This is a genomic window from Pseudomonas sp. TWI628, from assembly GCF_039673865.1.
Taxonomy (GTDB): Bacteria; Pseudomonadota; Gammaproteobacteria; order Pseudomonadales; family Pseudomonadaceae; genus Aquipseudomonas.
Genome location: NZ_JBDJMM010000001.1, coordinates 76429 through 97755, shown reverse-complemented (window position 1 = coordinate 97755; position 21327 = coordinate 76429). Strand labels below are relative to the sequence as shown.

At 64.9% G+C, this 21327-nt stretch carries 20 protein-coding genes; 9 read left to right on the top strand and 11 right to left on the bottom strand.

Features of this window, described 5'->3' with window-relative positions; genetic code table 11:
• Window positions 1-759, bottom strand: a complete 759-nt coding sequence (locus tag ABE528_RS00480; protein WP_152957101.1) for a TSUP family transporter — start codon at window positions 757-759, stop codon at window positions 1-3.
• 99 nt (window positions 760-858) lie between these two features.
• Here ABE528_RS00480 and ABE528_RS00475 point away from each other — a divergent pair, with 99 nt between their 5' ends.
• Window positions 859-1779, top strand: a complete 921-nt coding sequence (locus tag ABE528_RS00475; RefSeq protein WP_346651837.1) for a LysR substrate-binding domain-containing protein — start codon at window positions 859-861, stop codon at window positions 1777-1779.
• A 116-nt stretch (window positions 1780-1895) separates the two neighbouring features.
• Here ABE528_RS00475 and ABE528_RS00470 read toward each other — a convergent pair whose 3' ends face one another.
• Window positions 1896-2090, bottom strand: a complete 195-nt coding sequence (locus tag ABE528_RS00470; protein ID WP_152957103.1) for a hypothetical protein — start codon at window positions 2088-2090, stop codon at window positions 1896-1898.
• 578 nt (window positions 2091-2668) lie between these two features.
• Here ABE528_RS00470 and ABE528_RS00465 point away from each other — a divergent pair.
• Window positions 2669-3712 (top strand): alpha/beta hydrolase, encoded by a 1044-nt coding sequence (locus tag ABE528_RS00465; protein WP_346651836.1) that lies wholly within the window; start codon window positions 2669-2671, stop codon window positions 3710-3712.
• A 17-nt stretch (window positions 3713-3729) separates the two neighbouring features.
• Here the strand turns inward: ABE528_RS00465 and ABE528_RS00460 are convergent, their stop codons facing one another.
• The 3 genes from ABE528_RS00460 to ABE528_RS00450 form a co-directional block, all read right to left on the bottom strand.
• Window positions 3730-4446, bottom strand: coding sequence for a glycosyltransferase family 25 protein (locus ABE528_RS00460; RefSeq protein ID WP_152957105.1), 717 nt, complete (start codon window positions 4444-4446; stop codon window positions 3730-3732).
• Between the two features lie 24 nt (window positions 4447-4470).
• Window positions 4471-5844: an oligosaccharide flippase family protein gene (locus ABE528_RS00455; protein ID WP_152957106.1), complete on the bottom strand. Its 1374-nt coding sequence runs from the start codon at window positions 5842-5844 to the stop codon at window positions 4471-4473.
• Window positions 5845-5932: 88 nt separating this feature from the next.
• Window positions 5933-7315 carry an LLM class flavin-dependent oxidoreductase gene (locus ABE528_RS00450; protein WP_346651835.1) on the bottom strand — a complete coding sequence of 461 codons (1383 nt, stop codon included), beginning with the start codon at window positions 7313-7315 and terminating at the stop codon, window positions 5933-5935.
• A 290-nt stretch (window positions 7316-7605) separates the two neighbouring features.
• On the opposite strand from ABE528_RS00450, the gene ABE528_RS00445 reads away from it, so the two are divergent.
• From ABE528_RS00445 to ABE528_RS00415, 7 genes are all read left to right on the top strand, one after another.
• Window positions 7606-8559 (top strand): ABC transporter substrate-binding protein, encoded by a 954-nt coding sequence (locus tag ABE528_RS00445; RefSeq protein ID WP_346651834.1) that lies wholly within the window; start codon window positions 7606-7608, stop codon window positions 8557-8559.
• Window positions 8556-9704 (top strand): aminoglycoside phosphotransferase family protein, encoded by a 1149-nt coding sequence (locus ABE528_RS00440; protein ID WP_346651833.1) that lies wholly within the window; start codon window positions 8556-8558, stop codon window positions 9702-9704. Before ABE528_RS00445 ends, ABE528_RS00440 begins: the two co-directional genes overlap by 4 nt.
• A 12-nt stretch (window positions 9705-9716) precedes the next feature.
• Complete coding sequence (locus ABE528_RS00435) at window positions 9717-10595, top strand: rhodanese-like domain-containing protein (RefSeq protein WP_346651832.1); 879 nt, start codon at window positions 9717-9719, stop codon at window positions 10593-10595.
• Window positions 10596-10662: 67 nt separating this feature from the next.
• On the top strand, window positions 10663-12828 hold the full coding sequence (locus ABE528_RS00430) for a TonB-dependent siderophore receptor (protein ID WP_346651831.1): 2166 nt from the start codon (window positions 10663-10665) through the stop codon (window positions 12826-12828).
• A gap of 18 nt (window positions 12829-12846) precedes the next feature.
• Window positions 12847-13443 carry a nicotinamide riboside transporter PnuC gene (pnuC, locus tag ABE528_RS00425; protein WP_346651830.1) on the top strand — a complete coding sequence of 199 codons (597 nt, stop codon included), beginning with the start codon at window positions 12847-12849 and terminating at the stop codon, window positions 13441-13443.
• Window positions 13440-14228, top strand: coding sequence for a GntR family transcriptional regulator (locus ABE528_RS00420; protein WP_152957113.1), 789 nt, complete (start codon window positions 13440-13442; stop codon window positions 14226-14228). The genes pnuC and ABE528_RS00420 overlap by 4 nt, the downstream gene beginning before the upstream one ends.
• A complete protein-coding gene (locus ABE528_RS00415; RefSeq protein ID WP_346651829.1) occupies window positions 14225-14830 on the top strand; it encodes an HAD family phosphatase in 606 nt (201 codons plus the stop codon). The genes ABE528_RS00420 and ABE528_RS00415 overlap by 4 nt, the downstream gene beginning before the upstream one ends.
• A gap of 42 nt (window positions 14831-14872) precedes the next feature.
• Here the strand turns inward: ABE528_RS00415 and metC are convergent, their stop codons facing one another.
• The 6 genes from metC to ABE528_RS00385 form a co-directional block, all read right to left on the bottom strand.
• Window positions 14873-17572, bottom strand: coding sequence for a cystathionine beta-lyase (gene metC, locus ABE528_RS00410; protein ID WP_346651828.1), 2700 nt, complete (start codon window positions 17570-17572; stop codon window positions 14873-14875).
• Window positions 17573-17648: 76 nt separating this feature from the next.
• Window positions 17649-18239 (bottom strand): cysteine dioxygenase family protein, encoded by a 591-nt coding sequence (locus ABE528_RS00405; RefSeq protein ID WP_152957116.1) that lies wholly within the window; start codon window positions 18237-18239, stop codon window positions 17649-17651.
• Window positions 18240-18268: 29 nt separating this feature from the next.
• Window positions 18269-19087, bottom strand: a complete 819-nt coding sequence (locus ABE528_RS00400) for an amino acid ABC transporter ATP-binding protein (RefSeq protein WP_346651827.1) — start codon at window positions 19085-19087, stop codon at window positions 18269-18271.
• Complete coding sequence (locus ABE528_RS00395) at window positions 19077-19757, bottom strand: amino acid ABC transporter permease (RefSeq protein ID WP_346651826.1); 681 nt, start codon at window positions 19755-19757, stop codon at window positions 19077-19079. Before ABE528_RS00395 ends, ABE528_RS00400 begins: the two co-directional genes overlap by 11 nt.
• Window positions 19747-20481: an amino acid ABC transporter permease gene (locus ABE528_RS00390; RefSeq protein ID WP_152957119.1), complete on the bottom strand. Its 735-nt coding sequence runs from the start codon at window positions 20479-20481 to the stop codon at window positions 19747-19749. Before ABE528_RS00390 ends, ABE528_RS00395 begins: the two co-directional genes overlap by 11 nt.
• Complete coding sequence (locus tag ABE528_RS00385; protein WP_152957120.1) at window positions 20481-21320, bottom strand: transporter substrate-binding domain-containing protein; 840 nt, start codon at window positions 21318-21320, stop codon at window positions 20481-20483. Before ABE528_RS00385 ends, ABE528_RS00390 begins: the two co-directional genes overlap by 1 nt.
• Window positions 21321-21327: the final 7 nt, after the last annotated feature.

The following is a 21327-nucleotide window of genomic DNA, read 5'->3' as shown; positions in this document are numbered from 1 at the left end:
TCAGGCCAGCAGGTCCCAGGACAGCTTGGCGATCAGTACGCACAGCAGGATCAGGAACAGCCCGCGCACGAAGCCTGCGCCCTTGCGCACCGCCAGCCAGGTCCCGGTCAGGGCACCGAGGATATTGCACGCGGCCATCGGCAGGGCGATGGCGTAAAGCACATTGCCCGACGGCACGAAGAACACCAGGGCTGCCAGGTTGGTGGCAATGTTGACCACCTTCGCCGACGCCGAGGCATGCAGGAAGTCGAGGGCAAAGAAGCGGATGAACAGGAAGATCAGGAAGCTGCCGGTGCCCGGGCCGAACAAGCCGTCATAGAAGCCGATCGCCCCGCCGATCAGCACTGCCAGGCACTGCTCCCGGCGGCCGATTCTGGCCGGCTTGTGCAAGGTGCCGAAGTCTTTCTTGCAGAAGGTGTAGATCGCCATCAGCACGATCAGCACCAGCACCGCCGGGCGCATCACGCTGGGTGGCACCCGTGAAACCGTGGCCGCTCCGGCGAACGACATGACAAAGGCGCTGAGCGCCGCCGGCACGATCAAGCCCCAGTCCAACGTCACCTTGCGAATGAACGAGCGAGCGGCAAAGGCCGTGCCGCATACCGAAGCCAGCTTGTTGCTGCCCAACAATGCCGCCGGCTGCGCCGTGGGCAGCACGTTGAACAGCGCCGGGATCTGAATCAGCCCGCCACCGCCGACGGCGGCATCGATCAGGCCGGCAGCGAAAGCGAACAGGGAAAGTACGGCGATATCCATCATGGCGCGGTTCCGGGCAGTGAAAACAGACGGCAAGGCTAATCAAAACGGCGCGCGTGTGTTGAAATGCCATATTGCGAAAACTGCAACAAGGAGCCCTAGATGGCATTGGACATGCTGCGCGAAATCCAGGCGTTCGTCAGTGTTGCGCACAAGCGCAGTTTCGTCGCCGCCGCACGCGCCCTGGGCCGCTCACCCAGCGCGGTAACCCGTGCGGTGCAAACCCTGGAAGACAACAGCGGGTGCAAGCTGCTCAACCGCAACGCCAGCGCGGTGACCCTCACCGAAGCCGGTGAGCGCCTGCTGCCCCACGCCGAACGCTTGCTGGATGTGCAACGCGACGCTGCTGATGAACTGGCTGCACTCACCGGCAGCGCGCAAGGTTGGGTGCGATTTGCCGCGCCGCAACTGCTCGGCGAGCACATATTGCCTGGCGTGCTGGCCAGCTTCAGCCAGCGCCACCCGCAAGTGACCCTCGACGTGCAGTACAGCGATGCGGCCCTCGACCCGTTGCACGGCAAGCTGGATTTCGTGGTCCGCGGCGCCTTTGCGCAGTCCAGCGAGCTGATTGGTTATCCACTGTGGCGCTACCACCGCCACCTGTATGCCAGCCCGGCCTATGTAGCCCGCTTCGGCATGCCCGAGCAACCGGAGCAGCTGGACCAGCACGCCCTGATCCTGCACACCGCCCCGCGCATCCTCAAAGCCTGGTACTTCTACCGTGACGGCCAGATCACCCGCCTGCGCCCGCACCCACGCTTGCGCCTGGGCTCTGGCGACGCGGTGTACCACAGCACCTTGGCCGGTGCCGGTATCGCACGCCTGGCGGACTGGGTGGCGCAAGCACAGGTGAAGGCTGGACGCCTGGTGCGGGTGTGCGCGGATTACCGGCTGACCTCAAGCACCGGCCAGGACCCGCAGATGCACGCGGTGTACCCTTCCGGCGAGCTGCCGGCCCGCGTGCGTGAGTTGCTGCTGGCCTTGCGCCAGGCTGGCAAAGCCGCCTCTGAACGGGCCGGCTAAATGCTGTTCAAATTCTGCTCAATCTAACAGAGCCCGCAAATTACCTGGCCTGCAGAACTTTATCCACAGACCTACCCACGTTTTTTGTGGACAGATTTCCCCGAGCAATGAAGGACTTATCGCACGCTCAGCAGTGCGACATTCGCCGCCTTGACCAGCTCGATCCATTCCTGCGCGCTGATCACCCCGGTTTGTTCCAGGGACTCGGCACAACGCAGCGCCTGATCGTATTGATCCTCTTCGAGGCTGCCTTCGCTGAGATAACGGCTACGCCACTCCAGCATGGCTGAAGTGCCCTTCTTGCATTCCATCTATGTACGAACTCCCAAAGCAAAAGACTGGGTTCGTTATGTACGACCCATTATGACGCAGGGGGAGACTACACGAGGCTTTTACACTTGAGTACGACTTGCACCTACCGCTAGTCCAGCGGTAGCGCCACGGGAAACTGCCAGGGGCCGGCAGGAATTTGGCCCATCTAGCGAAGTAGACAGGCCGGAGGGCGTGAGGAGAATCAGCTTGGCGGAATGGTGCCCAGCAGGCCGATCAGAACGGTCAACAGCAAAAAGCCACCCAGAAACAGCGCGAGCTTGCCCATCGGAACCTCTTCAGTGTGATAGCAGGGACGAAGAGCATTGTCGGCCTCAGGCTGATACGGTTACAGAGTCAGGTTCGCGTAAAAAAAGCGGATCAGATGGTGCGCCGGGTTCTCCGACCGCCGCCGGATCCTGGACTGTGCTGAGGTAGCGTATGTATCTCAATGTGTAGGAATTGAGACGGGATACACAAGAACTTCCACCGTTACGCCAATGGACACATCCTCGATACAGCGATCGACTTGAATGACTTGCAACCCATAGCGCCGATGGCCTAGCCAAGGAGACGCCCCATGCAAGCCCGCCAAGTATCCGCCGTACCACGCCGCTTCAGCCGTTCCATCCTGTTTGCCTGCACACTGCTGCCATTAGCCCTCGCAGCCGCCGGCAGCCCCCATACGGCGCAGGCACAGCCACAGCCAGCGGTGCAGGCCAGCGATCCCTTCGGCCCGCTGAAACACCTCAAGGCTGGGGTACTGGATGTCGCCTATGTCGAGCAAGGCCCGGCCAACGGACCCGTGGTGATTCTGCTGCACGGCTGGCCCTACGACATCCACAGTTTCGAGGATGTCGCTCCCACCCTGGCCGCCAAAGGCTATCGGGTACTGGTGCCCTACCTGCGTGGCTACGGCGAAACCCGCTTCCTCTCGCCTGACACACCTCGAAACGGCCAACCTTCGGCGCTGGCCAGCGACGTGATCGCCTTCATGGACGCACTGCAGGTCAAGCACGCCGTCCTGGCTGGCTTCGACTGGGGGGCGCGCACTGCCGATATCGTGGCGGCTCTGTGGCCGGAGCGGGTCAAGGCACTGGTTTCGGTCAGTGGCTACCTGATCAGCAGCCAGGAAGCCGCCAAGGCGCCACTCCCTCCCAGTGCAGAGTTGCAGTGGTGGTACCAGTACTACTTCGCCACCGAACGTGGCAAGGCCGGCTACGACAAGAACCGCCACGACTTCGCCAAGCTGATCTGGCAGACCGCATCCCCCAAATGGGACTTCGACGCCGCGACCTTCGAGCGCAGCGCCAAGGCACTGGACAACCCGGACCAGGTCGCCATTACCGTGCACAACTACCGCTGGCGGTTGGGCCTGGTCCAGGGCGAAACCCAGTACGACCCACTGGAAGCCAGGCTGGCCAAGCTGCCCAGCATCGGTGTGCCGACCATCGCCCTTGAAGGCGACGCTAACGGCGCACCCCACCCCCCAGCGGATGCCTACGCGCAGCGCTTCACCGGCAAGTACGAATACCGGCTGATCAGCGGAGGGGTCGGCCACAACCTGCCGCAAGAAGCGCCGCAAGCATTCGCCAAGGCCGTGGTGGATGCCGATCACCTCTGACAAAAGCGCACCGTGCGCTAGCGGGTTCTCCTGAGTTTTTCTGCCTTCAGGCGCCGATAGAGCGCCATCAGCGGCCGCAGCATGGCCAGCCGGTCAAATATCGACAGGGCATGCAGGTCGGTGCGCGAAGGCCTCTGGTAACCCAGGTTCCAGGTGAAGTAGTAGGCCTGGATGTTCTTGTCGGTGTGGATCAGCGTGTTGAGGGCCGCGTCATAGTGCATCGGGCCGCCGTCGGGGTGCCCGGGCGGGCGTTGCAGTATCTGCGCGAGAAAGTCCCGCAGCTTGCCTACGCTCTTGCCATTAACCGCATAGAAATGCGACAGGTGGATGGGGCGATCGACCGGTACCCAGCCAGGCGTATCGGAATTGCCTTCGCAGGAATGGCCAAGGTAGGCAATGTCCCAGTCCATGCCTTGCAGGGACTCGATGGCCTTTTTGCCAAACGGGCCAATGCGCCGGGAAAACTGGATGTCGTCTTCCATGATGAGGATGTTGTCGACATTCAGCCGCACGGCTTCTTCCAGTATCTGCATGTGGCTCATGAAGCAGCCCCGGGCGCCAATGCTGGGGAAGCCCTGTTGGTCAGTAGGCGTCACTGCAGGGAAAAAGCCGATCTTTTCGTCATCGATGTGGAAGCCGTTGCGGGCGAATTCGGCTTCGGTTTCTTCGCGGCGGTCCGTTCTGGACGGGATATTGATGATTCGGGTCCGATCAAAAAAGTCGATCACATTCATCGTTCAGGTCCTTGGTACAGCCGATCAGAAGGCGAACAGATGGCTGATGAACTGGCCACACAGGGCACCGAACAGCATGACGGGCAGCACCACCAGCTCGCGCTTGATACTCAGCATGCCCAGCTGGTGGCTGACCTTGAAGATCAGGAACAGCGTGAAGAAGGTATGCAGGGCCACCCCCCACAACGCATAGGTCACCCCGCCAATGGCCAGCAGCAGCGGCATCAGGGTGAATAGCGCCACCACCCGGATGATGTTGTCCATGGCCATGTACTTGGTCAGCCCCAGGGCCATCCATATCTGTTGCGTCAGGCCGTAGCGCAAGGTGAACAGCGACAACGACAGAATCGCCATCATCTGCCCGGCGTCCTGGTAGCGGGCGTCATAGAGCCAATGAATGATCAGCGGGCTGGCGGTGAACAGGAAGCCGCAGGTGAACAGGGTCAGCACATCGAAGATCAGCCTGAAGCGGAAATACAGGTTGCGCAGGCGCTCCATGTCACCGGTCCTGGCCGCCTCGCTGAAGGCCGGCAAAGCCACCGCCCCGGCCAGCCGCTGCAGGCTGAGCTGGAAGGCCGCCAGAATGCCCACCGCAATCGAATACACCCCCAGCTGCGCCACCGTCATGCTGCCGCCGAACCAGATTCGGTCACCCTGCATGGCCAGCACGCCGACCGCGGACGACAGGAACACCCAGCGGCCGTAGTTGACGATTTCGCGCAGCGCTGCCGGGTCCCATTGCGGGCGGTCCTTGTGCCCCGGGAAAATCAGGTGGCTGAGCACCGTGGTGACCAGGGTGGAGACAAGGCCCGCAGCCACCAGCGCCCAGATGGAGCGGGTGAGGTAGCCGATCACCAGCATCACCACCAGGCCGGCGATTTGCGAAATCAGCTCGACCAGCACCACTTTCTTCTGCTGGAAGGTGCGGATGGCCACGTCGATCTTGGTCGACTGGAAGGCGAAGATGATCGCGAAAAAGCCAGTGACAGCCAGCACCGCAGGCAACTCCGGGGCGGCGTAGGTGGAATGCGCTGGCCACATTTCGAAGTGCTGGGACACCCAGGAGGCCAGCGCCACCAGTTGCATCACCACAAACAGCCCAAGGCCGCGAATGATCTGCAGCGACCAGATGGTGTTGAGGAACAGCGGCTCGTCGCCGCGCGGGCTCTGGATGATGTTCTGCCGCAGGCCCACATCGGACAGCAGCAACAACAACACCGAAACCGTGGTGGCGATGGCCATGAGGCCGAACATTTCCGGCAGCAGCAAGCGGGTGATGATCAGGTTGCCGCCCAGGCGAATGACCTGGGAGGCCACGATGGAGCCGATATTCAGTGCCCCAGCCAACAACACGCGTTTGCGAAGACTTTGCGAGGACGACAGATCGATCGTAGACATGGCACCCACTGACCTGGTTTTTAGACGTTACTATAGTCTCAATCTGCCATGCTGCTATTGCATCAGTGTCGATAGGTCTCGCGCAGGGTCAGCCGGTGCTTGCCGCGCGGAACGTAGCGCCATATGCGCTTGACGGCAAGCGGCTGGCGCCGTCTGCTCTCAACCGGGAACGCAGCGTGCCGCTTTGCGGCTGGGTGCGATAAAGCCCTCGCTTTTGCAACTCTGGCACCACCCATTCGACGAAATCCTCCAGCGTACCTGGGCTGGTCAGCGGGTTGAGCATATAGCCACTGGTGCCGGAAATACGCGCATGCTCTTCAATGCGATCGGCCACCTGCGCCGGCGTACCCACCAGGATCAGGTCGGTGCCCCGCGTGACGTTGGCAAAGCGCTGCCGGACATCACCTGCCGTCAACGGCTTGCCGCTGCCATCGGGGCGCATCATGTAGGACGTGAGGCCTTCGGTATGGGTCGCCAAGGCATCGCTGTCGGCATAACGGCTCAAATCGATACCGGTATCGCCGGCATAGCTGACCAATTGAGCCTCCAAGTGATAGTGGCTCTGCAACGCGTCGTACTTGCGCTGGGCCTCGATCTCGGTTTTGCCCGTGACGATCCGCAACACGGTCAGCGACTGCACATCAGCCCGCGCACGCCCACGCGCTTCGGCCATGCTCCAGATTTCCTCCAGGCCCTGGCGGATCTCCTGTGGGTTCGACTTGGCGATGAAGATCAGCTCGGCATGCTTGGCCGCGAATTCGCGTCCCCTGCCAGACCAGCCAGCCTGGATCAGCAGCGGTGTTCGCTGTGGCGAAGGTGCGGTGAGGTGCGGCCCGGCCACACGATAACGTTCACCCGTGTGGTTGATCGGCTTCACGCCCTCCCCCCGGGCATACACCCGCCGCGCTTTGTCCGCCACCACGGCGTCGTCCGCCCAGCTGCCTTCCCAAAGCTTGTAGGCCACGTCCATGAACTCTTCGGCCCGTTCATAGCGGTCGTCATGCTTGATCATCTGTTCCAGGCCAAAGTTGCGCGCTGCGCTGGAAAGATAAGAGGTAACGATGTTCCAGCCGATCCGGCCATTGCTCATGTGGTCGAGCGTGCTGAACCGCCGGGCGTGGCTGAACGGGTGTTCGTAGGTCGTCGACACGGTAGCGCCGAACGCCAGGTTGCGGGTGATCGCAGCCAGGCCCGGAATGATCATCAGCGGGTCGTTGGCAGGCGCCTCCACTGCCCACTTCACGGCGGCCTCAGCATTGCCGCCGAACACATCGTAGAAGCCCAGCACATCGGCGAAGAACAACATGTCGAGGTTGGCCTGGTCGGCGATGCGCGCCTGGTTTGCCCAGAACTGGAAAGTATTGGCGGCCAGGCGCTCATCAGCCGGGTGTGTCCACAGGCTCGGTGCGCCGCCACAGCCAACACTGGCCTGCTCGTAGAGCGCGAACAAAAGGGGTTTCGGATCGGACATGAGGATTCCTGTAATAACGGGTGTCAGCGCCAGCCAGGCAGAGAGCTTTTAAATATTAAGTAGGAATATAAAAATTATTTGTAATAATATTTAAGAATAACAATATGCGAAGATTGCCCTTTGCCCTGGGAGGCGAAATGCCTCACCGGCCGCCCCCTGGCATGTAACGGAAGCGTCACAGGTTTAACGAACATAAAGAAATTAAAATATCTCTATTTATGCCCAACAGGAATAACCGTATAGCTCACGGATATTGGTATATACCAGACACCTCCCCGTTAAATCGCTCCATGAGCCCTGAGGGCACCAAGGAGCACGACAGGATGATCGCAGTACGGGTAATGCTGGAATATTTTCACCCCTGGCCCAATTCGGCAGGTTTTTACCTCGCCAGGGAGCGCGGCTGGTATCAGGAGGCTGGCTTGTCGGTACACCTTGCTGTGCCGGACCCGTTCCACGGCGACACCTTGGAACACCTGCTCCACGGCCAGGCCGATGTCGGCGTGTTCCCCAGCAACCGCTTGCTGGTCAGGCGCAGCCTTGGCCAGCCGCTGCTGGGCGTCGCGGCCATCAACCACCAAGGGCTCGAATCAATCCAGACGCTCACCGACTTCGGCATTCGCCGCCCCAGAGACCTTGCGGGCAAACGCTTGGCGCTCAACCCTACGCCCCGTGGCCTGGCGATGGTCCGCCATCTGGTGGCCAAGGATGGTGGCGACCCGGATGCCGTCATCATCGTCGACAGCAAGGTGCGCGAGCTGCGTCCCGAGGACCTGGCTGCGGGTATTGCCCACGCCAGCTTCGGCGGCTACTGGGCCTGGGAAGCGCTGATGGACAGCCCGATTCCGGCCGAGCGCCGCGTCGTATGGCCGGTCGATGAGATCGGCGCACCGCGTTACCACAGCTACCTGCTTGGCGGCCAGCAACGCTGGTTCGAGGACAATCCCGAGACTGCCCGCGCCTTCCTCGCCGCCACCGAGCGTGGTTTTCGCGCGGCAGCCGAAGACCCGCAGAGCGCCCTGGCCGCCTATGAGGCCGCCACGCCTTACTTTCCGGGGGAACTGCTCAGCCAGTCGCTACAGCACATCGCACCGACCTGGCTGCACCAAGGGCGCTGGGGCCAGCAACGCGAAGAACTGATCGCACCCTACGCCCAATGGTTGCACTGCCATGGCGTACTGGCCGATGCCGACGCCTGGCGCGGCGCCACCAGCAACCGCTACCTGACGGAGCCGCAGGCATGACCGAGCCCTTGCGTATCGCCCACGGCATGGGCTTGCAACCTGTGCAAGCCGACTGGCCTGCCCTGACACAACAGGCTGTGGAAGACGTGCTGCAGCACTTCCCGCAGGTGGGCGCCGTGCACTCGCTGCACTGGCACAGCCCACGCCCCTTCTCGGCTGCCGCCCAGGTGCGCACGGCGCACGGGGAAGTGTTCGTCAAGCGCCACCACCGCCGGGTCCGCCAGCCCGCCTGGCTATTGGAGGAACACCGCTTCGTTCACTACCTCGAACAGCGTGGTGCACCGGTTGTCACGCCATTGCTCGACCGCAACCGGCGCAGCGCCATCGCCCTGGGGGAATGGACCTACGAAGTGTTGCCGCTCGCCCAAGGCCAGGACCTGTACCGTGATGCGCTGTCGTGGACCCCGTTCCTTACCCTGGCCCATGCCCACGCGGCGGGCGCGGCCCTCGCTCGCCTGCACCAGGCTGCAGAAGGCTTTGGCGCGCGAGCCCGGCGCACCCCGGTGCTGGTCGCCAACCTGCGCCTGTTTGGCAGCAGCGCCCCGCTGGCGTCGATCGAAAAGGCTCTGGCGCAGCAGCCGGCGCTGAGCCAATACCTCGCGGGCAAGCACTGGCAGCAGGCACTACGCGAACTCTACCTGCCCCACCATCAGGCCCTGCTGCCGCTGCTCGGGCACCAGGCCCCCTTGTGGACCCACAACGACTGGCATGCCTCCAACCTGCTGTGGACCGAACCAGGAAGCAGCGCCCAGGTGCACAGCATCCTTGACTTCGGCCTGAGCGACCTGACCTTCGCCATGTTCGACCTGGCCACCGCACTGGAGCGCAATTGCATCCCCTGGCTTGAGCTCGATGCCGGCGGTCGCGCCAGCGCCGACCTCGACGCAGTCGATGCGCTGCTGCAGGGCTACAACAGTCAGCGCGCGCTGACCCAAGCCGACCTGCTTACGCTGAAAGCGCTGCTGCCGCTGGTGCATGTGGATTTCGCCCTTTCGGAAATCGACTACTTCCAGGGCATCGTCGGCTCCCGGAGCAACGCCGACATCGCCTACCACAACTTCCTGATCGGCCATGGCCGCTGGTTTGGCGACAGCGAAGGCGTGCGCCTGCTCGATCACCTCGACCGCATCGCCCGCACGCGCTGACAGGAGCACGCCATGCCCGACATCCTCATTTCACCCCATGCCTTGCAACAGGGCCTGCAGCAGCCGGGGCTGGTGGTACTCGACGCCAGCGTGGAGCTGGCCGCCGCGCGCTTCGATGGCGACTATCGCGTGGCCAGCGGGCATGCGGCCTGGCTGGCCGGACATATTCCAACCTCACGGCATGCCGACCTGACGCGCGAGCTGGCCGATACCTCGGCACCCTACAGCTTTGCCCTGCCCTCGCCAGCGGCTGCCCAGGATGCCTTGGCACGCCTGGGCATCGCCGAGGCACGGCAGATCGTGATCTACGACCGGCACGACGGCTTTTGGGCGGCGCGCCTCTGGTGGATGTTACGCAGCATGGGCATTGCCGCCTCGGTACTCGACGGCGGCCTGAAGGCCTGGCGCCAGGCCAACCTGGCGCTCGCCCAAGGCCAGCAGACCCAGGGCGCGGCGCCGGGCTCAGCCGTGGCCCTGACCATTCAGCCCGGGCATTGGGCAAGCCGCGAAGACGTGCTGGCCGTGCTCGAGGGCCAAGCCCCGGGCACGCTGGTCTGCGCGCTCGGCAAAGGGCTGTTCGAGGGCAGCGCGGTGAGCCGTTATGCCCGACGCGGCCATATCCCCGGCAGCCTCAACCGGCCAGCCCGCGAACTGTTCGACCCACAGGGCCACTACCTGCCACCGCCGGCGCTGGCCAAAGCCCTCGGCTCAGCGCTGCTCGAAGGCGATCAACCGCTGATTCTCTATTGCGGTGGCGGCATTTCCGCCGCCGCCACTGCCCTGGCCCTCACGCGCCTGGGGCGCCAGAACGTTTCGATCTACGACGGCTCGCTCCAGGAATGGGCCGCCGACCCTGCGTTGCCAATGACCAGCGGAGCAACTGCGCACTAAGGCTTCACCCCTGCACACATCTACCCGTTTTTCGGTGCCACGCCGCTGGTCACCCAGGAGTTTGTCCATGGCTTCATCCCTGTCCCTGCAACACCGCCACGGCCTCTTGTCAGGGCTGCTGAGTTTGTCAATGAGCCCGGCCCTGGCATGGGCGGACAGCACCCTGCTGGAGGCCGTCACGGTCACCGCCGAACAACCCGACAGCTACCGCGCCAGCACTGCCGCCGTGAGTGGTTTCGGCGAGGCGCCCCTGCTCGATACCCCGGCCTCGGTCGCGGTGTTTACCGAGCAACTGCTCAAGGATCGCCAGGCCCGGCTGCTGAGCGAAGTGCTCAGCAACGATGCCTCGACTGGCGAAAGCTATGCACCCATCGGCTACTACGAGAACTTCGTGGTTCGAGGGTTTTCCCTGAACGCCGCCAACAGTTACAAGATCAACGGCAGCACCATCACCGGCGAACAGAACGTGGCGCTGGAAAACAAACAGCAGGTCGAGCTGCTCAAAGGCCTCTCTGGCCTGCAGAGCGGTGTTTCCGAGCCAGGCGGCCTGGTCAACTACGTCACCAAGCGCCCGCAGAATGTGCGTTCGGTCACCGTGGCGAGCAATGAATCGGGCGAACGCTACATGGCCACCGACCTTGGCGGCTGGCTCGACAGCGAGCAGCGCCTGGGCGTGCGCGCCAACTTCGCCCATGAAGACATCCGCTCCTATGTGGACAACTCCGACGGCAAACGTGATTTCGCCTCCCTGGCCGTGGACTGGAACATCAGCGATGCCGCCCTGCTGCAACTGGATGCCGAATACCAGACCCGCGAGCAGCGTTCGGTACCGGGCTACCAGTTGCTTGGCGGTAACGTGGTGCCCAGCGGCATCGACCCCAAGGACCGCCTGGCCGACCAGCACTGGTCGAAACCGGTGGGTATCGACTCGCTCAACCTTGGCAGCCGCTTCGAGTACCGCTTTGACGATAACTGGAGCGCCAACCTGAGCGCTTCGCGCAGCCGGGTGGTGATCGACGACTACAGTGCCTTCGCCTGGGGCTGCTATGGCGCCCCGAGCTGCGCCAGCTCCGCCGTGCCGAATTACTTCAGCCCCGAGGGCGACTACGATGTGTATGACTTCCGCAGCCCCGACGACACCCGCCGCAACGACGAGCTCCAGGCGAGCCTGAGCGGGCGCTTCGACAGTGGCCCCTTGCAGCATGAGCTGACCCTCGGCAGCAGCGCCTTGCGCCGGCTCGTCGACCGCCGCGACGCGGTCAACGAATGGGTGGGCAGCGCCAACATCTACCAGCCCGTACCCGACTTTGCGCCGAGCAGCGCATCGCCGGGGCATACCTATCGACGCCTGGACAGCCGCCAGTACGGCCTGTTCCTCACCGACCGGCTGAGCTACGGCGAACACTGGCAGGCCATTCTCGGCGGCCGCCAGGTCCGCCTCGACGAGAAAACCTTCGACATCGACGGCAATACCACGCGCCATACCCAGCGCTCGGAGTTCCTGCCCAATGTGGCACTGATCTACAAACCCAGCCCGGACATTTCCCTGTACACCAGCTACAGCAAGGGCTTGTCCCTGGGCGGCGAAGCGGCTTGGTTCACCACCAATGCCTACGAGATCCTGCCGCCCACGGTGTCACGCCAGCTGGAGCTCGGCGCCAAGCGTGACTGGCAGGGCCTGAGCTTCGGCGCCGCGCTGTTTCGCATCAGCAAGGCCTATCAGTACTCACGCCCCAATGACGACGGCAGCTTCACCTACGTGCAACAAGGCGACCAGGAGAACATCGGCCTTGAGCTTTCCGCCAATGGCCGCCTGACCGAGCAGTTGCAGGTGGCGGCCAGTGCCGCGGCCATCCGCGCCCGGGTCGAGGACAGCGGCACCGACCGCTACGAAGGCCATCAGGCGATCAACGTGCCGAAGGTGCGCGCAAGCCTGCACGCCGACTACAGCATCGCCAGCGTCAAGGGCCTGGCCCTGCTCGGCGGCCTGCGCTACAGCGCCAGCAAGTATGCCAGCCAGGCCGGCAACGCGAAGGTCGAGGGCTACACCGTGTTCGATGCCGGCGCACGCTACACCCTCGACCTGGAGGGCTATGAAACGGTAGTGCGCCTGACCGTGGACAACCTGTTCGACAAGCGCTACTGGCGCGATGTGGGCGAGTACATGGGCGACGGCTACCTGTTCCAGGGCGCACCGCGCACCGCCCGCCTGTCCGCGACCGTGAATTTCTGAGTTGCCCTGGAGGCGCCTATGTCACCGTTGGAAACTGTCGCCGTGCTGTTCAATATCCTCGGCGTGTGGCTGACCACCCAGCGCATTCGCTGGTGCTGGCCGGTCAGCGTGGTTGCCGTGTTGCTCTATGCCTGGATTTTCTTCGAGGTGAAGCTGTATTGCGACATGCTGCTGCAACTGGTCTTCGCCGTGCTGCAGGGCTACGGCTGGTGGCGCTGGAGCCAGGGCTACAGCGCCGCCGGCAAGGTCGGGGTACAACGCTTGCCACGCCGCGAAGCCATCACCAGCCTGGCGACCGGGCTTGCCGGTGCGGTAGTGCTGGGGGCGCTCATGCAGCGCTACACCGATGCTTCATCGCCCTGGATCGACGCGCTGCTGAGTTCGCTGAGCCTGGTGGCGAGCTTCTGGGCGGCACGCAAGTATGTCGCCAGCTGGGGGCTGTGGATCGTGCTCGACAGCGCCTATGTCGGGCTGTTCCTGTCCAAGGACCTGCAACTCACGGCCGCCCTGTACGCCGGTTTCGTGGTACTGGCCGGCTACGGCCTGTTGGCCTGGCGCAACGAGCTGCTGGCCCGGCAACGGCCACTGCCTGTGGGCGTCGAGGGGGTGCAATGAACCCGTTTCGGACCTCGTTCGTCAGCGAGTCGCAGCCGCCAGCCACCTGGCGCGCCTCCCAGCCCCATTACCTGCGCATCCGCGATCAACTGGCCAGCGAGCTGGCCCAGTGCTGCCTGCCTGCCGACAGCAAACTACCCGCGGAACGGGACATGGCCGAGCGCTTCGGCTGCACCCGCGTGACCCTTCGCCAGGCCCTGCAGTTGCTGGAAACCGACGGCGTCATCTACCGCCAGGACCGCCGCGGCTGGTACGTCAGCCCGCCACGCATCCGCTACGACCCGACCGGCATCATCGGCTTCATGGAATACGTCGCCACCCAGGGGCGCACGCCACGCACCGAGTGCCTGCACGCCGAACGCCGCCCGGCCGGGGCCTGGCTGGCCAAGCGCATGGGCCTGGAACACCCGGAGGAACCGGTGTTCTACCTGCAGCGCCGCCGCTGGGTCGACCAGCGTCCGGTACTGCTGGAGTGCAACGTGCTGGTGGCTGACTGGTGCCCCAGGTTGCTCGACGCCGACCTCAACACCTCGCTGACCGCCCTGCTGCGCGAACGTTTCGGCCGCGTGCAGTCGCGCAGCGAGCTGTGCATGCACCCCGAGACGATGAACGACTTTCAGGCTGACCTGCTGCAGGTTTCCCCAGGCTCGAGCAGCTTTTACCTGGAGCGCCTGAGCTTCGGCGAACGCGGCCAGCCGGTCGAATTCGACCAGGAGTTCTGGCGCCCGGATGCGCTCGCGGTGGTGTTGCAAACCCGCTATCCCGGCCAGGGCGAGGCGCCATGAACGGCCTGTCCGACGCCGCGCTGGAAGCACTGCTGCAGGCCGCCGACGGCTTGATCTTCGACTGCGATGGCACCCTGATCGACAGCCTGCCCGCCTATGCTGCTGCCTGGCGCGAGGGCTTCGCCGGGTCTGGCAAAATCATGGACGGCGCATGGCACGCCGCCCGCTGCGGCCTGTGCGAGACGCAACTGATGGCACAATTCGAACACACTTATCAGGTCACGCTGGATCGCCCCAGGGTGGTGGCGACCATGCGCCAGCACTACCTGGCCAACCTGTCGCGGCAGGTGCGGGAGATTACCTGGGTGACGGCAATCGCCAGGCGGTTCGCCGGGATCAAGCCCATGGCGGTGGCGTCCAGCGGCTCTCGGCAGATCGTCCTGAGTTCACTGGCCGCCCTGGGCTTGGCCGAGTTGTTCGACACCATCGTCACCTTCGACGATGTCGGCAAGGCCAAGCCCGATCCCGCCATCCATCTGCAAGCCGCCCGGCAACTGGGGCTGGCCCCTGCGCGGTGCCTGGTGTTCGAGGACAGCGAGCAAGGGTTGCAGGCCGCACGACGTGCGGGCATGCCGGTAGTGGACGTTACAAGACCCGGTTGATTACCTAGGCCAGCCGCAGCTACGCAGGCCGATTGGCGCGGTTCAATACCGTGCTTGCAGGGCCTGCTGCAGATCCCGGCGCAGCGACCCGACATCCTCCAGCCCGACATGCAAACGCACCAGCGTGCCCTGCAGCGGCGTGGCAAAGCGCCGATCGCCGAGGTCGCCAAGCGTCACCAGGCTTTCGTAGCCGCCCCAGGAAGCGCCGATGCCGAACAGCCGCAGGCGATCGGCGAACGCCTCTGCCCGGCCCAGGCTGCCATCGCTCAACAGCAGGCTGAGCAGCCCGTTGCTGCCCTTGAAGTCCCGCTGCCACAAGGCATGACCAGGATGCTCCGGCAACCCTGGGTGGTACACCTGCGCCACCTCCTCGTGGGCTTGCAGCCAGCGGGCGATTTCCAGGCCCTGACGTTCATGCACCGCCATGCGGCTGGCCAGGCTGCGGGCACCCCGTAGCACCAGCCAGGCGTCATCCGGGCTGACCGTGCAGCCGCAGGTATCGCTGCTGCGCGACAGCGCGGCGAAGGCCTCGCGGGTGGTGCAGACACTGCCCATCATCACGTCGCTGTGGCCGGCGAAGTACTTGGTCAGGGCCATCACCGAGATGTCCGCCCCCAGGGCCAGCGGCTGGTGCAGGTAGCCCGAGCCCCAGGTATTGTCCACCGCCAGCAGGATCCCGCGCGGCTTGCACAAGGCGGCCATGGCCGGCAGGTCGTTGAGCTCGTACAGCAGCGAACTGGGGCTTTCGCTGTAGACCATGCGCGTATTCGGTTGCAACGCCGCTTCCAGCCCCTGGCCATCGGCGGCGAAGTACTCCACCGCGATGCCGAACGGCTGCAACAGTTCACGCGCCAGGCGCCGCACCGGGCCATAGACACCATCGCTGAGCAGCAGATGATCACCCGGGCGCAGGTAGGCGAGGAAAGTCTGGCTGATCGCCTGCAGGCCGGTGGCGAACAGTTTGCAGCGGTAGCCGCCCTCCAGTTCGCTGACCAGGTCCTCCAGGGCGAAAGCCGTGGGGTTGCCCCGCGCCCCGTAGCTCAGCACCCGCTGCTGGTCGCGCTTGCCACGGGCCGCACGCTGCTCGGCGACGCTGTCGAACAGCACGGTGCTCAGGCGGCTGACCGGCGGGTTGACGCCATGGGCACCAGGGCCTGGCTCGCCGCGTCCGCCATGCACCAGCCGGGTGGCCGACGGGTCGCTGTGGGTCAGCGGGGTGAAACTGGCGATCTCGGCCGGGTGCATCTGCGCGATCAGGCCGGTCTCCCAGGCGAGGTAACGACGGGCCGCGTCCTTGTTGCCAGCGTGGCGGTCGTGAACGAAGAACAGGAAATCGATGCAGTCGGCGTCGGCCAGGCTGCTGTCGCCGTCGACCTGCGGCCATTCGCCCAGCAATGCCTGGGGGAACAGCCCTGCGCTCTGGCGCTGGGCGGCGGGCAGTTCACTGGCGGCCAGCTCGGCGATGCGTGGATCGTCGCAGATGAACACCAGGGGGCGGCGCTCTGCCCTCACCTGCTCGGCCAGGGTCGGGCGGATCGCCCACTTCGCGCCGTGCAGGTGGCGCTTGCGGTAGGCGCTGCTCGGGCGCAGGTCGAGCAACAGGGCGCCGTCCAGCCCGGAGGCGTCGACCTCGGCCAGGGTCAGTGGCACAGCAGCCGGGCCGGACAACGCCAGGCCGCTGGCCAGGCCGTTTTCAAGCACATGGGCGTCATGCCCCATCTGCCGCAGCCAGCTGGCCACTACCGGAGCGCGCACGCCGTCGTCATCGAACAGCACGACCCGCGCATGGCGCACGCCGATGTACAGGTCGGTGCCCTGGATCAGCTGGCCACCTGGGCAATGCTGGGCGCCGGGCAGGCTGCCCGCAGCGTATTCCTCGGGGGTACGCACGTCGCAGAGGAACAGGCTGCGCTGCGGGTCTTGCTGCCACTGGCGCACCTGCGCCGCCGATACCCTGCGGACCCCTGCCTTGCGGGCCAGGGCTTCGGCGCGGGCGTGCTGCTGCTTGAGTGCGCTACCGCTGTGCGGTGGATAATGTCGCTGGGCGCCATGCTCCAGCGGCAGGTCCGCCAGGAACCAGCCCTGGGTACCGTTTTCCAGGGCATACACCGGGTTGTCTATGCCCAGGTTGATCAGGGTCTGCGCGCCGATGATGCTGCGGGTGCGGCCGGCACAGTTGATCACCACCGGCGTATGCGGGTCGCTGACCAGGTCTTCCAGGCGATAGCTCAGCTCACCATTGGGGCAGCAGGTGGCGCCGGGGATGTTCATCTTGGCGAATTCGTCCAACGGCCGGCCGTCGAGCAGCACCAGCGGCCTGCCCTGGCGCTGCCAGTCCGCCAGCTCCCGCGGGGTGATGCACGGGGTGTGGCAGGTGTGCTCGACCAACTCGCCGAACGCCTTGGACGGCAGGTGCACCCCGGCGAACAGTTCGAAGCCTGCGCCCTGCCAGCCCAGGCTGCCGCCCTCCAGGCAGTGCACGGCACTGTAACCCAAGGCCTGCAAGCGCCGGGCTCCGCGCTGGGCCAACTCGCCGCCGCGTTCGTCATATACCACCACCCTGACTGCCGGGTTCGGCGCCAGGCGCGGGGCTTCGATCTCAAGGTGGCTGTAAGGCAGGTTGACGGCGTGGAACAGATGGGCCTCACCATATTGACCATGCTCGCGCAGGTCGAACAGGGCGATTTCCCGTCCGTCGAACAGCCAGGTGTGCAGCAGCGCTGGGGTGATGCTGGGAATCATGGGACGCAGTCCGTGGTCGTTTTCTGAAGGGGAGCGCTGGCCTGCCAGCCGCCTTCTGGCGGGCAGGCAGCACCTGTCAAAGGCCGTAGGCCTGGATCGAAGGCGTCATCTGCGACTTGTTGTAGTTCACCACGCTGCCGTCGTCCTTGACCCCGTAGCGGTTCTCCAGCGACTCCAGCGGGCGGCCGTACAGGTGAAAATGCAAGGTCGGGCTGTCGCCCTCGACGCGAATGCCGTGCAGGTCTTCACCGAGGAACGCCACGGATGTACCCGGCTGCACCACGATCTCGCGTTCCAGCGCAAGGCGTGCACGGCGCGGGTCGCTGCCGTCGTCCTCGCGGCGGTACACGCGGTTGAGCTCCTGGCCCTCGACGGCGACGATGATCGCCCAGGTTTCATGGTTGTGCGGCAGGGTCGCCTTGCCCGGCAACAGCGAGTTGACGTACAGCGTCGGCGCTTCTCCGTCGTCATTCAGGCGGTAGCGGAACTGGGTCTCACCGGTGGCTGCATCAGGCGCCGGGAAGCGCTCGAAGTTGAACAGCTCGCGGCGCTCGGCCAGGCCTTCGAGCAGCACGACAATCTGCTGCAGCGCGGCGCGGTCGACACCGTGTTCATGGATGGCGCGCACTTGCGCGAGGAACGGCTCGATCACGGAATCACGTAACATGGTCGGTCTCTCTTCTGGGAAAACGGGCATCACACACTGAGGCTGTAACGCCCCAGGTTGCTCAACACATCGGGCGCCGGTCGGCTGGGGCGGTGGCCGCCCTCGCCCAGCGCATGCTGGAGGAACGCGCGGGTGCGTTCGTGGGTGGGGGCGCGAAACACCTGCTCTGCGCTGCCATGCTCGACAATGCGACCGTGCTCGGTGAAATACACCTGGTCGCTGATCTCCTCGGCAAACCGCATTTCATGGGTGACCAGCACGCAGGTCATGCCCTCCTCGGTCAGCTCGCGAATCACTGCCAGCACCTCGCCGACCATCTCCGGGTCCAGCGCCGAGGTCACCTCGTCGAACAGGATCAGCCTGGGACGCATGGCCAGGGCGCGGGCAATGGCCACCCGCTGCTGCTGCCCGCCCGACAGCTCGCCCGGGAAGGCAGCAGCCTTGTGCCCCAGGCGCACCTTCTCGAGCAGCGCCAGGGCCTGTTCGCGGGCCAGCGCGCGGTCACGGCCAAGTACCTTGGTCGGCGCGATCATCAGGTTGTCCAGCACGCTCAGGTGCGGGAACAGGTTGTATTGCTGGAAGACGAAGCCCACCTGCTTGCGCAGGGCAATCAGCCCGGCCTCGCCGCGCAGTCGCTCGACCTGGGTGCCGCCGATGCGGATGCTGCCGTGCTGGGGCCGCAGCAGGCCCGTCATGCAGCGCAGGATGGTCGACTTGCCAGAGCCGGACGGGCCGATGATCGACACCGCCTGGCCGGCCTGCACGTCCAGGTCGATGCCGCGCAGTACCGGGGTGTCGGCAAAAGCCAGGTGCACGTCACGCAACTGGATCAGGGGTTCAGAAGGCATAACGGCGCTCCAGGCGTTGGGTCAGGCGGGCAATCGGGTAGCAATAGGCGAAGAACAGCGCCAGCACGCTGAAGTAAACCAGCACCGTAAAACCGCTGCGGTTGACCGTGTTGGCGGCAATCTGCGCGCTGTCGATCAGGTCGTGCACCCCCACCAGCGAAGCCAGCGCGGTGCCCATGGTTACCACCGCATACAGGTTCATCCACGGCGGCAGCATGCGCCGCAGGCACTGCGGCAGGATGATCGAACGAAAAATCTGCCCGCGGCTGAAGGCCAGCGAGCGCGCCGCCTCCCACTGGGTGCCCGGGATCGACGCGACCGCGCCGCGGAAGATCTCGGCCACGTTGGCGCTGGCCGGCAGGGCCAGACCGACGGTGACCTTCAGCCAGTCGGGAAATGCCACCCAGGTGCCAGCCACCTGAATGTCGAAGGGGAATACATAAGAGGTGAAATAGATCAGCACCAGCCAGGGCGCGTTGCGAAACACTTGCACCCAAAGCCGCGCCAGCACACGCAACGGTGCCAAGGGCGACAGCAGCAAGGTGCCCACCACCAGCCCCAGCAACGTGCCTAGGCCGATGGCGCCGACGCTGATCTGGATATTCTGCACAAGCCCTGCGCCCAGGGTCGGCGACCAGTGCCACAGGGTGGCAAGGTTCTCAATGGCCATAGCCAGGCATCCTCAGGCGCGCCTCCAGGGCGCGGCCGGCACAGTTGACTGCAAGGCTCAGCAGCCCGAAGAAGGCCAGGATCAGGATCATCAGCTCGATGACATTGTCACCTTGGGTCCAGATCATGATCGCGGCGTAGGTGATGTCGTTGACGGCGATGGCTGAAGCCACGGCGGTCATCTTCACCAGGTCGATGAGGTTGTTGACCAACGCCGGCAAGGCAAAGCGCAGCGCCAGCGGCAATTGCACCTGCAGCAGTTGCTGGCGGCGGCTGAAGGCCAGCGAGCAGGCCGCCTCCAGGGTCACCACCGGCACAGCCTCAATGCCGGCACGCAGGGCCTCGGCATGGAAGGCACCTTTGTGCAGCGAGATCACCAGCACCACCCAGGCGAATGGCGTCATGGGGTTGGCGCTGCCCAGGCTTTGGTTGATCAGCATGTTCAGCACCAGGAAGGCGCAGTACAGCTGCACCAGGGTCGGGGTGTTGCGGGTGACCTCGATGAAGGCCCGCGCCGGCCAGGCCAGCCAGCGGCGTCCGGTGGTCACCGCCGCAGCCAGCAGCACACCCACCAGCAGGCTGCCGGCGATGCCGCACAGGCACAGCCACAGCGTGGTCAGCGCGCCATCCAGCAACTTGCCGCTGGCGTAGGCGTCGAACACAAAGCTGTAGTCCAGACCAAGTCGGGCAAGCTGCCCGACCAGCCAGTGCAGGACATCGCTCATCAAGCGCCTTCACCCTGCAGCTTGGCGCGCAGTTCCACCAGCGCGGGCGAAGCCGGGGTAATGTGGTTGGCCTGCTCACGCTCGATCAGCCAGCCGCTGCGGTGCCACTGCTTGACGAAAGGGTCCAGGCGCTGCTGGGTATCGGTCTCGCCCAGGCGTGTCCAGATCACCGAAGGCGCCGGGTTGAGCTCGGGGGTGAGGGCTCGGTAGCCGCTCCATTCACCGCCCTTGGCCAGCAGCGGGTTGATCAGCGTGGCGTCGTGCACGGCGGCCACGCAATTGTTGCCGCGCAGGGCCAGCAGCGATTCGGCGGAGGTCTTGAAGGCCTTGATGTCGGCGCCCAGGTTTACCAGGGCCTGGGTGTAGCTGCTGCCCTGGCTGGTGCACACCGGCTGGCCCTTGAGGTCGGCCCAGGCCTTGACCGGGCTGCCGTCGGCCAGCACGGCGGTGCCGCCGACGCGGTAGAAGGGGGTGGGCACGTGGCCCAGCAGCTTGTCGCGCTCGGCAGTCCATTCCATGTTGGCGATCAGCAGGTCGACCTTGCCCTGCTGCAGGAACTGCACGCGGTTGGCTGGCTGTACGGCCACCAGGTCCACTTCGACGCCCAGCTGGCGAGCCAGGTCGCGAGCCAGGTCGACACTGAAGCCGATGGGCTGGCGGCTGACCGGGTCGATGGCACCAAACGGGCCCCCGGACAGCACCACCCCCACCGACAGCTTGTGGCGTTGCTGTATCTTGTCCAGGGTGGCGTCGGCCTGGGCCATGCCGCTGGCGGCCAGGGTGGCAGTGGCCAGCAATGATGCAAACAACCCGCGACGGGCGACGGTGGACAGCGACATGGTGGAG

What these genes read in the sequence shown, in the direction of transcription:
- ABE528_RS00480 (WP_152957101.1), bottom strand. Translation starts at nt 759, where the DNA reads ATGATGGATATCGCCGTACTTTCCCTGTTCGCTTTCGCTGCCGGCCTG.
- ABE528_RS00475 (WP_346651837.1), top strand. Translation starts at nt 859, where the DNA reads ATGGCATTGGACATGCTGCGCGAAATCCAGGCGTTCGTCAGTGTTGCG.
- ABE528_RS00470 (WP_152957103.1), bottom strand. Translation starts at nt 2,090, where the DNA reads ATGGAATGCAAGAAGGGCACTTCAGCCATGCTGGAGTGGCGTAGCCGT.
- ABE528_RS00465 (WP_346651836.1), top strand. Translation starts at nt 2,669, where the DNA reads ATGCAAGCCCGCCAAGTATCCGCCGTACCACGCCGCTTCAGCCGTTCC.
- ABE528_RS00460 (WP_152957105.1), bottom strand. Translation starts at nt 4,446, where the DNA reads ATGAATGTGATCGACTTTTTTGATCGGACCCGAATCATCAATATCCCG.
- ABE528_RS00455 (WP_152957106.1), bottom strand. Translation starts at nt 5,844, where the DNA reads ATGTCTACGATCGATCTGTCGTCCTCGCAAAGTCTTCGCAAACGCGTG.
- ABE528_RS00450 (WP_346651835.1), bottom strand. Translation starts at nt 7,315, where the DNA reads ATGTCCGATCCGAAACCCCTTTTGTTCGCGCTCTACGAGCAGGCCAGT.
- ABE528_RS00445 (WP_346651834.1), top strand. Translation starts at nt 7,606, where the DNA reads ATGAGCCCTGAGGGCACCAAGGAGCACGACAGGATGATCGCAGTACGG.
- ABE528_RS00440 (WP_346651833.1), top strand. Translation starts at nt 8,556, where the DNA reads ATGACCGAGCCCTTGCGTATCGCCCACGGCATGGGCTTGCAACCTGTG.
- ABE528_RS00435 (WP_346651832.1), top strand. Translation starts at nt 9,717, where the DNA reads ATGCCCGACATCCTCATTTCACCCCATGCCTTGCAACAGGGCCTGCAG.
- ABE528_RS00430 (WP_346651831.1), top strand. Translation starts at nt 10,663, where the DNA reads ATGGCTTCATCCCTGTCCCTGCAACACCGCCACGGCCTCTTGTCAGGG.
- pnuC (WP_346651830.1), top strand. Translation starts at nt 12,847, where the DNA reads ATGTCACCGTTGGAAACTGTCGCCGTGCTGTTCAATATCCTCGGCGTG.
- ABE528_RS00420 (WP_152957113.1), top strand. Translation starts at nt 13,440, where the DNA reads ATGAACCCGTTTCGGACCTCGTTCGTCAGCGAGTCGCAGCCGCCAGCC.
- ABE528_RS00415 (WP_346651829.1), top strand. Translation starts at nt 14,225, where the DNA reads ATGAACGGCCTGTCCGACGCCGCGCTGGAAGCACTGCTGCAGGCCGCC.
- metC (WP_346651828.1), bottom strand. Translation starts at nt 17,572, where the DNA reads ATGATTCCCAGCATCACCCCAGCGCTGCTGCACACCTGGCTGTTCGAC.
- ABE528_RS00405 (WP_152957116.1), bottom strand. Translation starts at nt 18,239, where the DNA reads ATGTTACGTGATTCCGTGATCGAGCCGTTCCTCGCGCAAGTGCGCGCC.
- ABE528_RS00400 (WP_346651827.1), bottom strand. Translation starts at nt 19,087, where the DNA reads ATGCCTTCTGAACCCCTGATCCAGTTGCGTGACGTGCACCTGGCTTTT.
- ABE528_RS00395 (WP_346651826.1), bottom strand. Translation starts at nt 19,757, where the DNA reads ATGGCCATTGAGAACCTTGCCACCCTGTGGCACTGGTCGCCGACCCTG.
- ABE528_RS00390 (WP_152957119.1), bottom strand. Translation starts at nt 20,481, where the DNA reads ATGAGCGATGTCCTGCACTGGCTGGTCGGGCAGCTTGCCCGACTTGGT.
- ABE528_RS00385 (WP_152957120.1), bottom strand. Translation starts at nt 21,320, where the DNA reads ATGTCGCTGTCCACCGTCGCCCGTCGCGGGTTGTTTGCATCATTGCTG.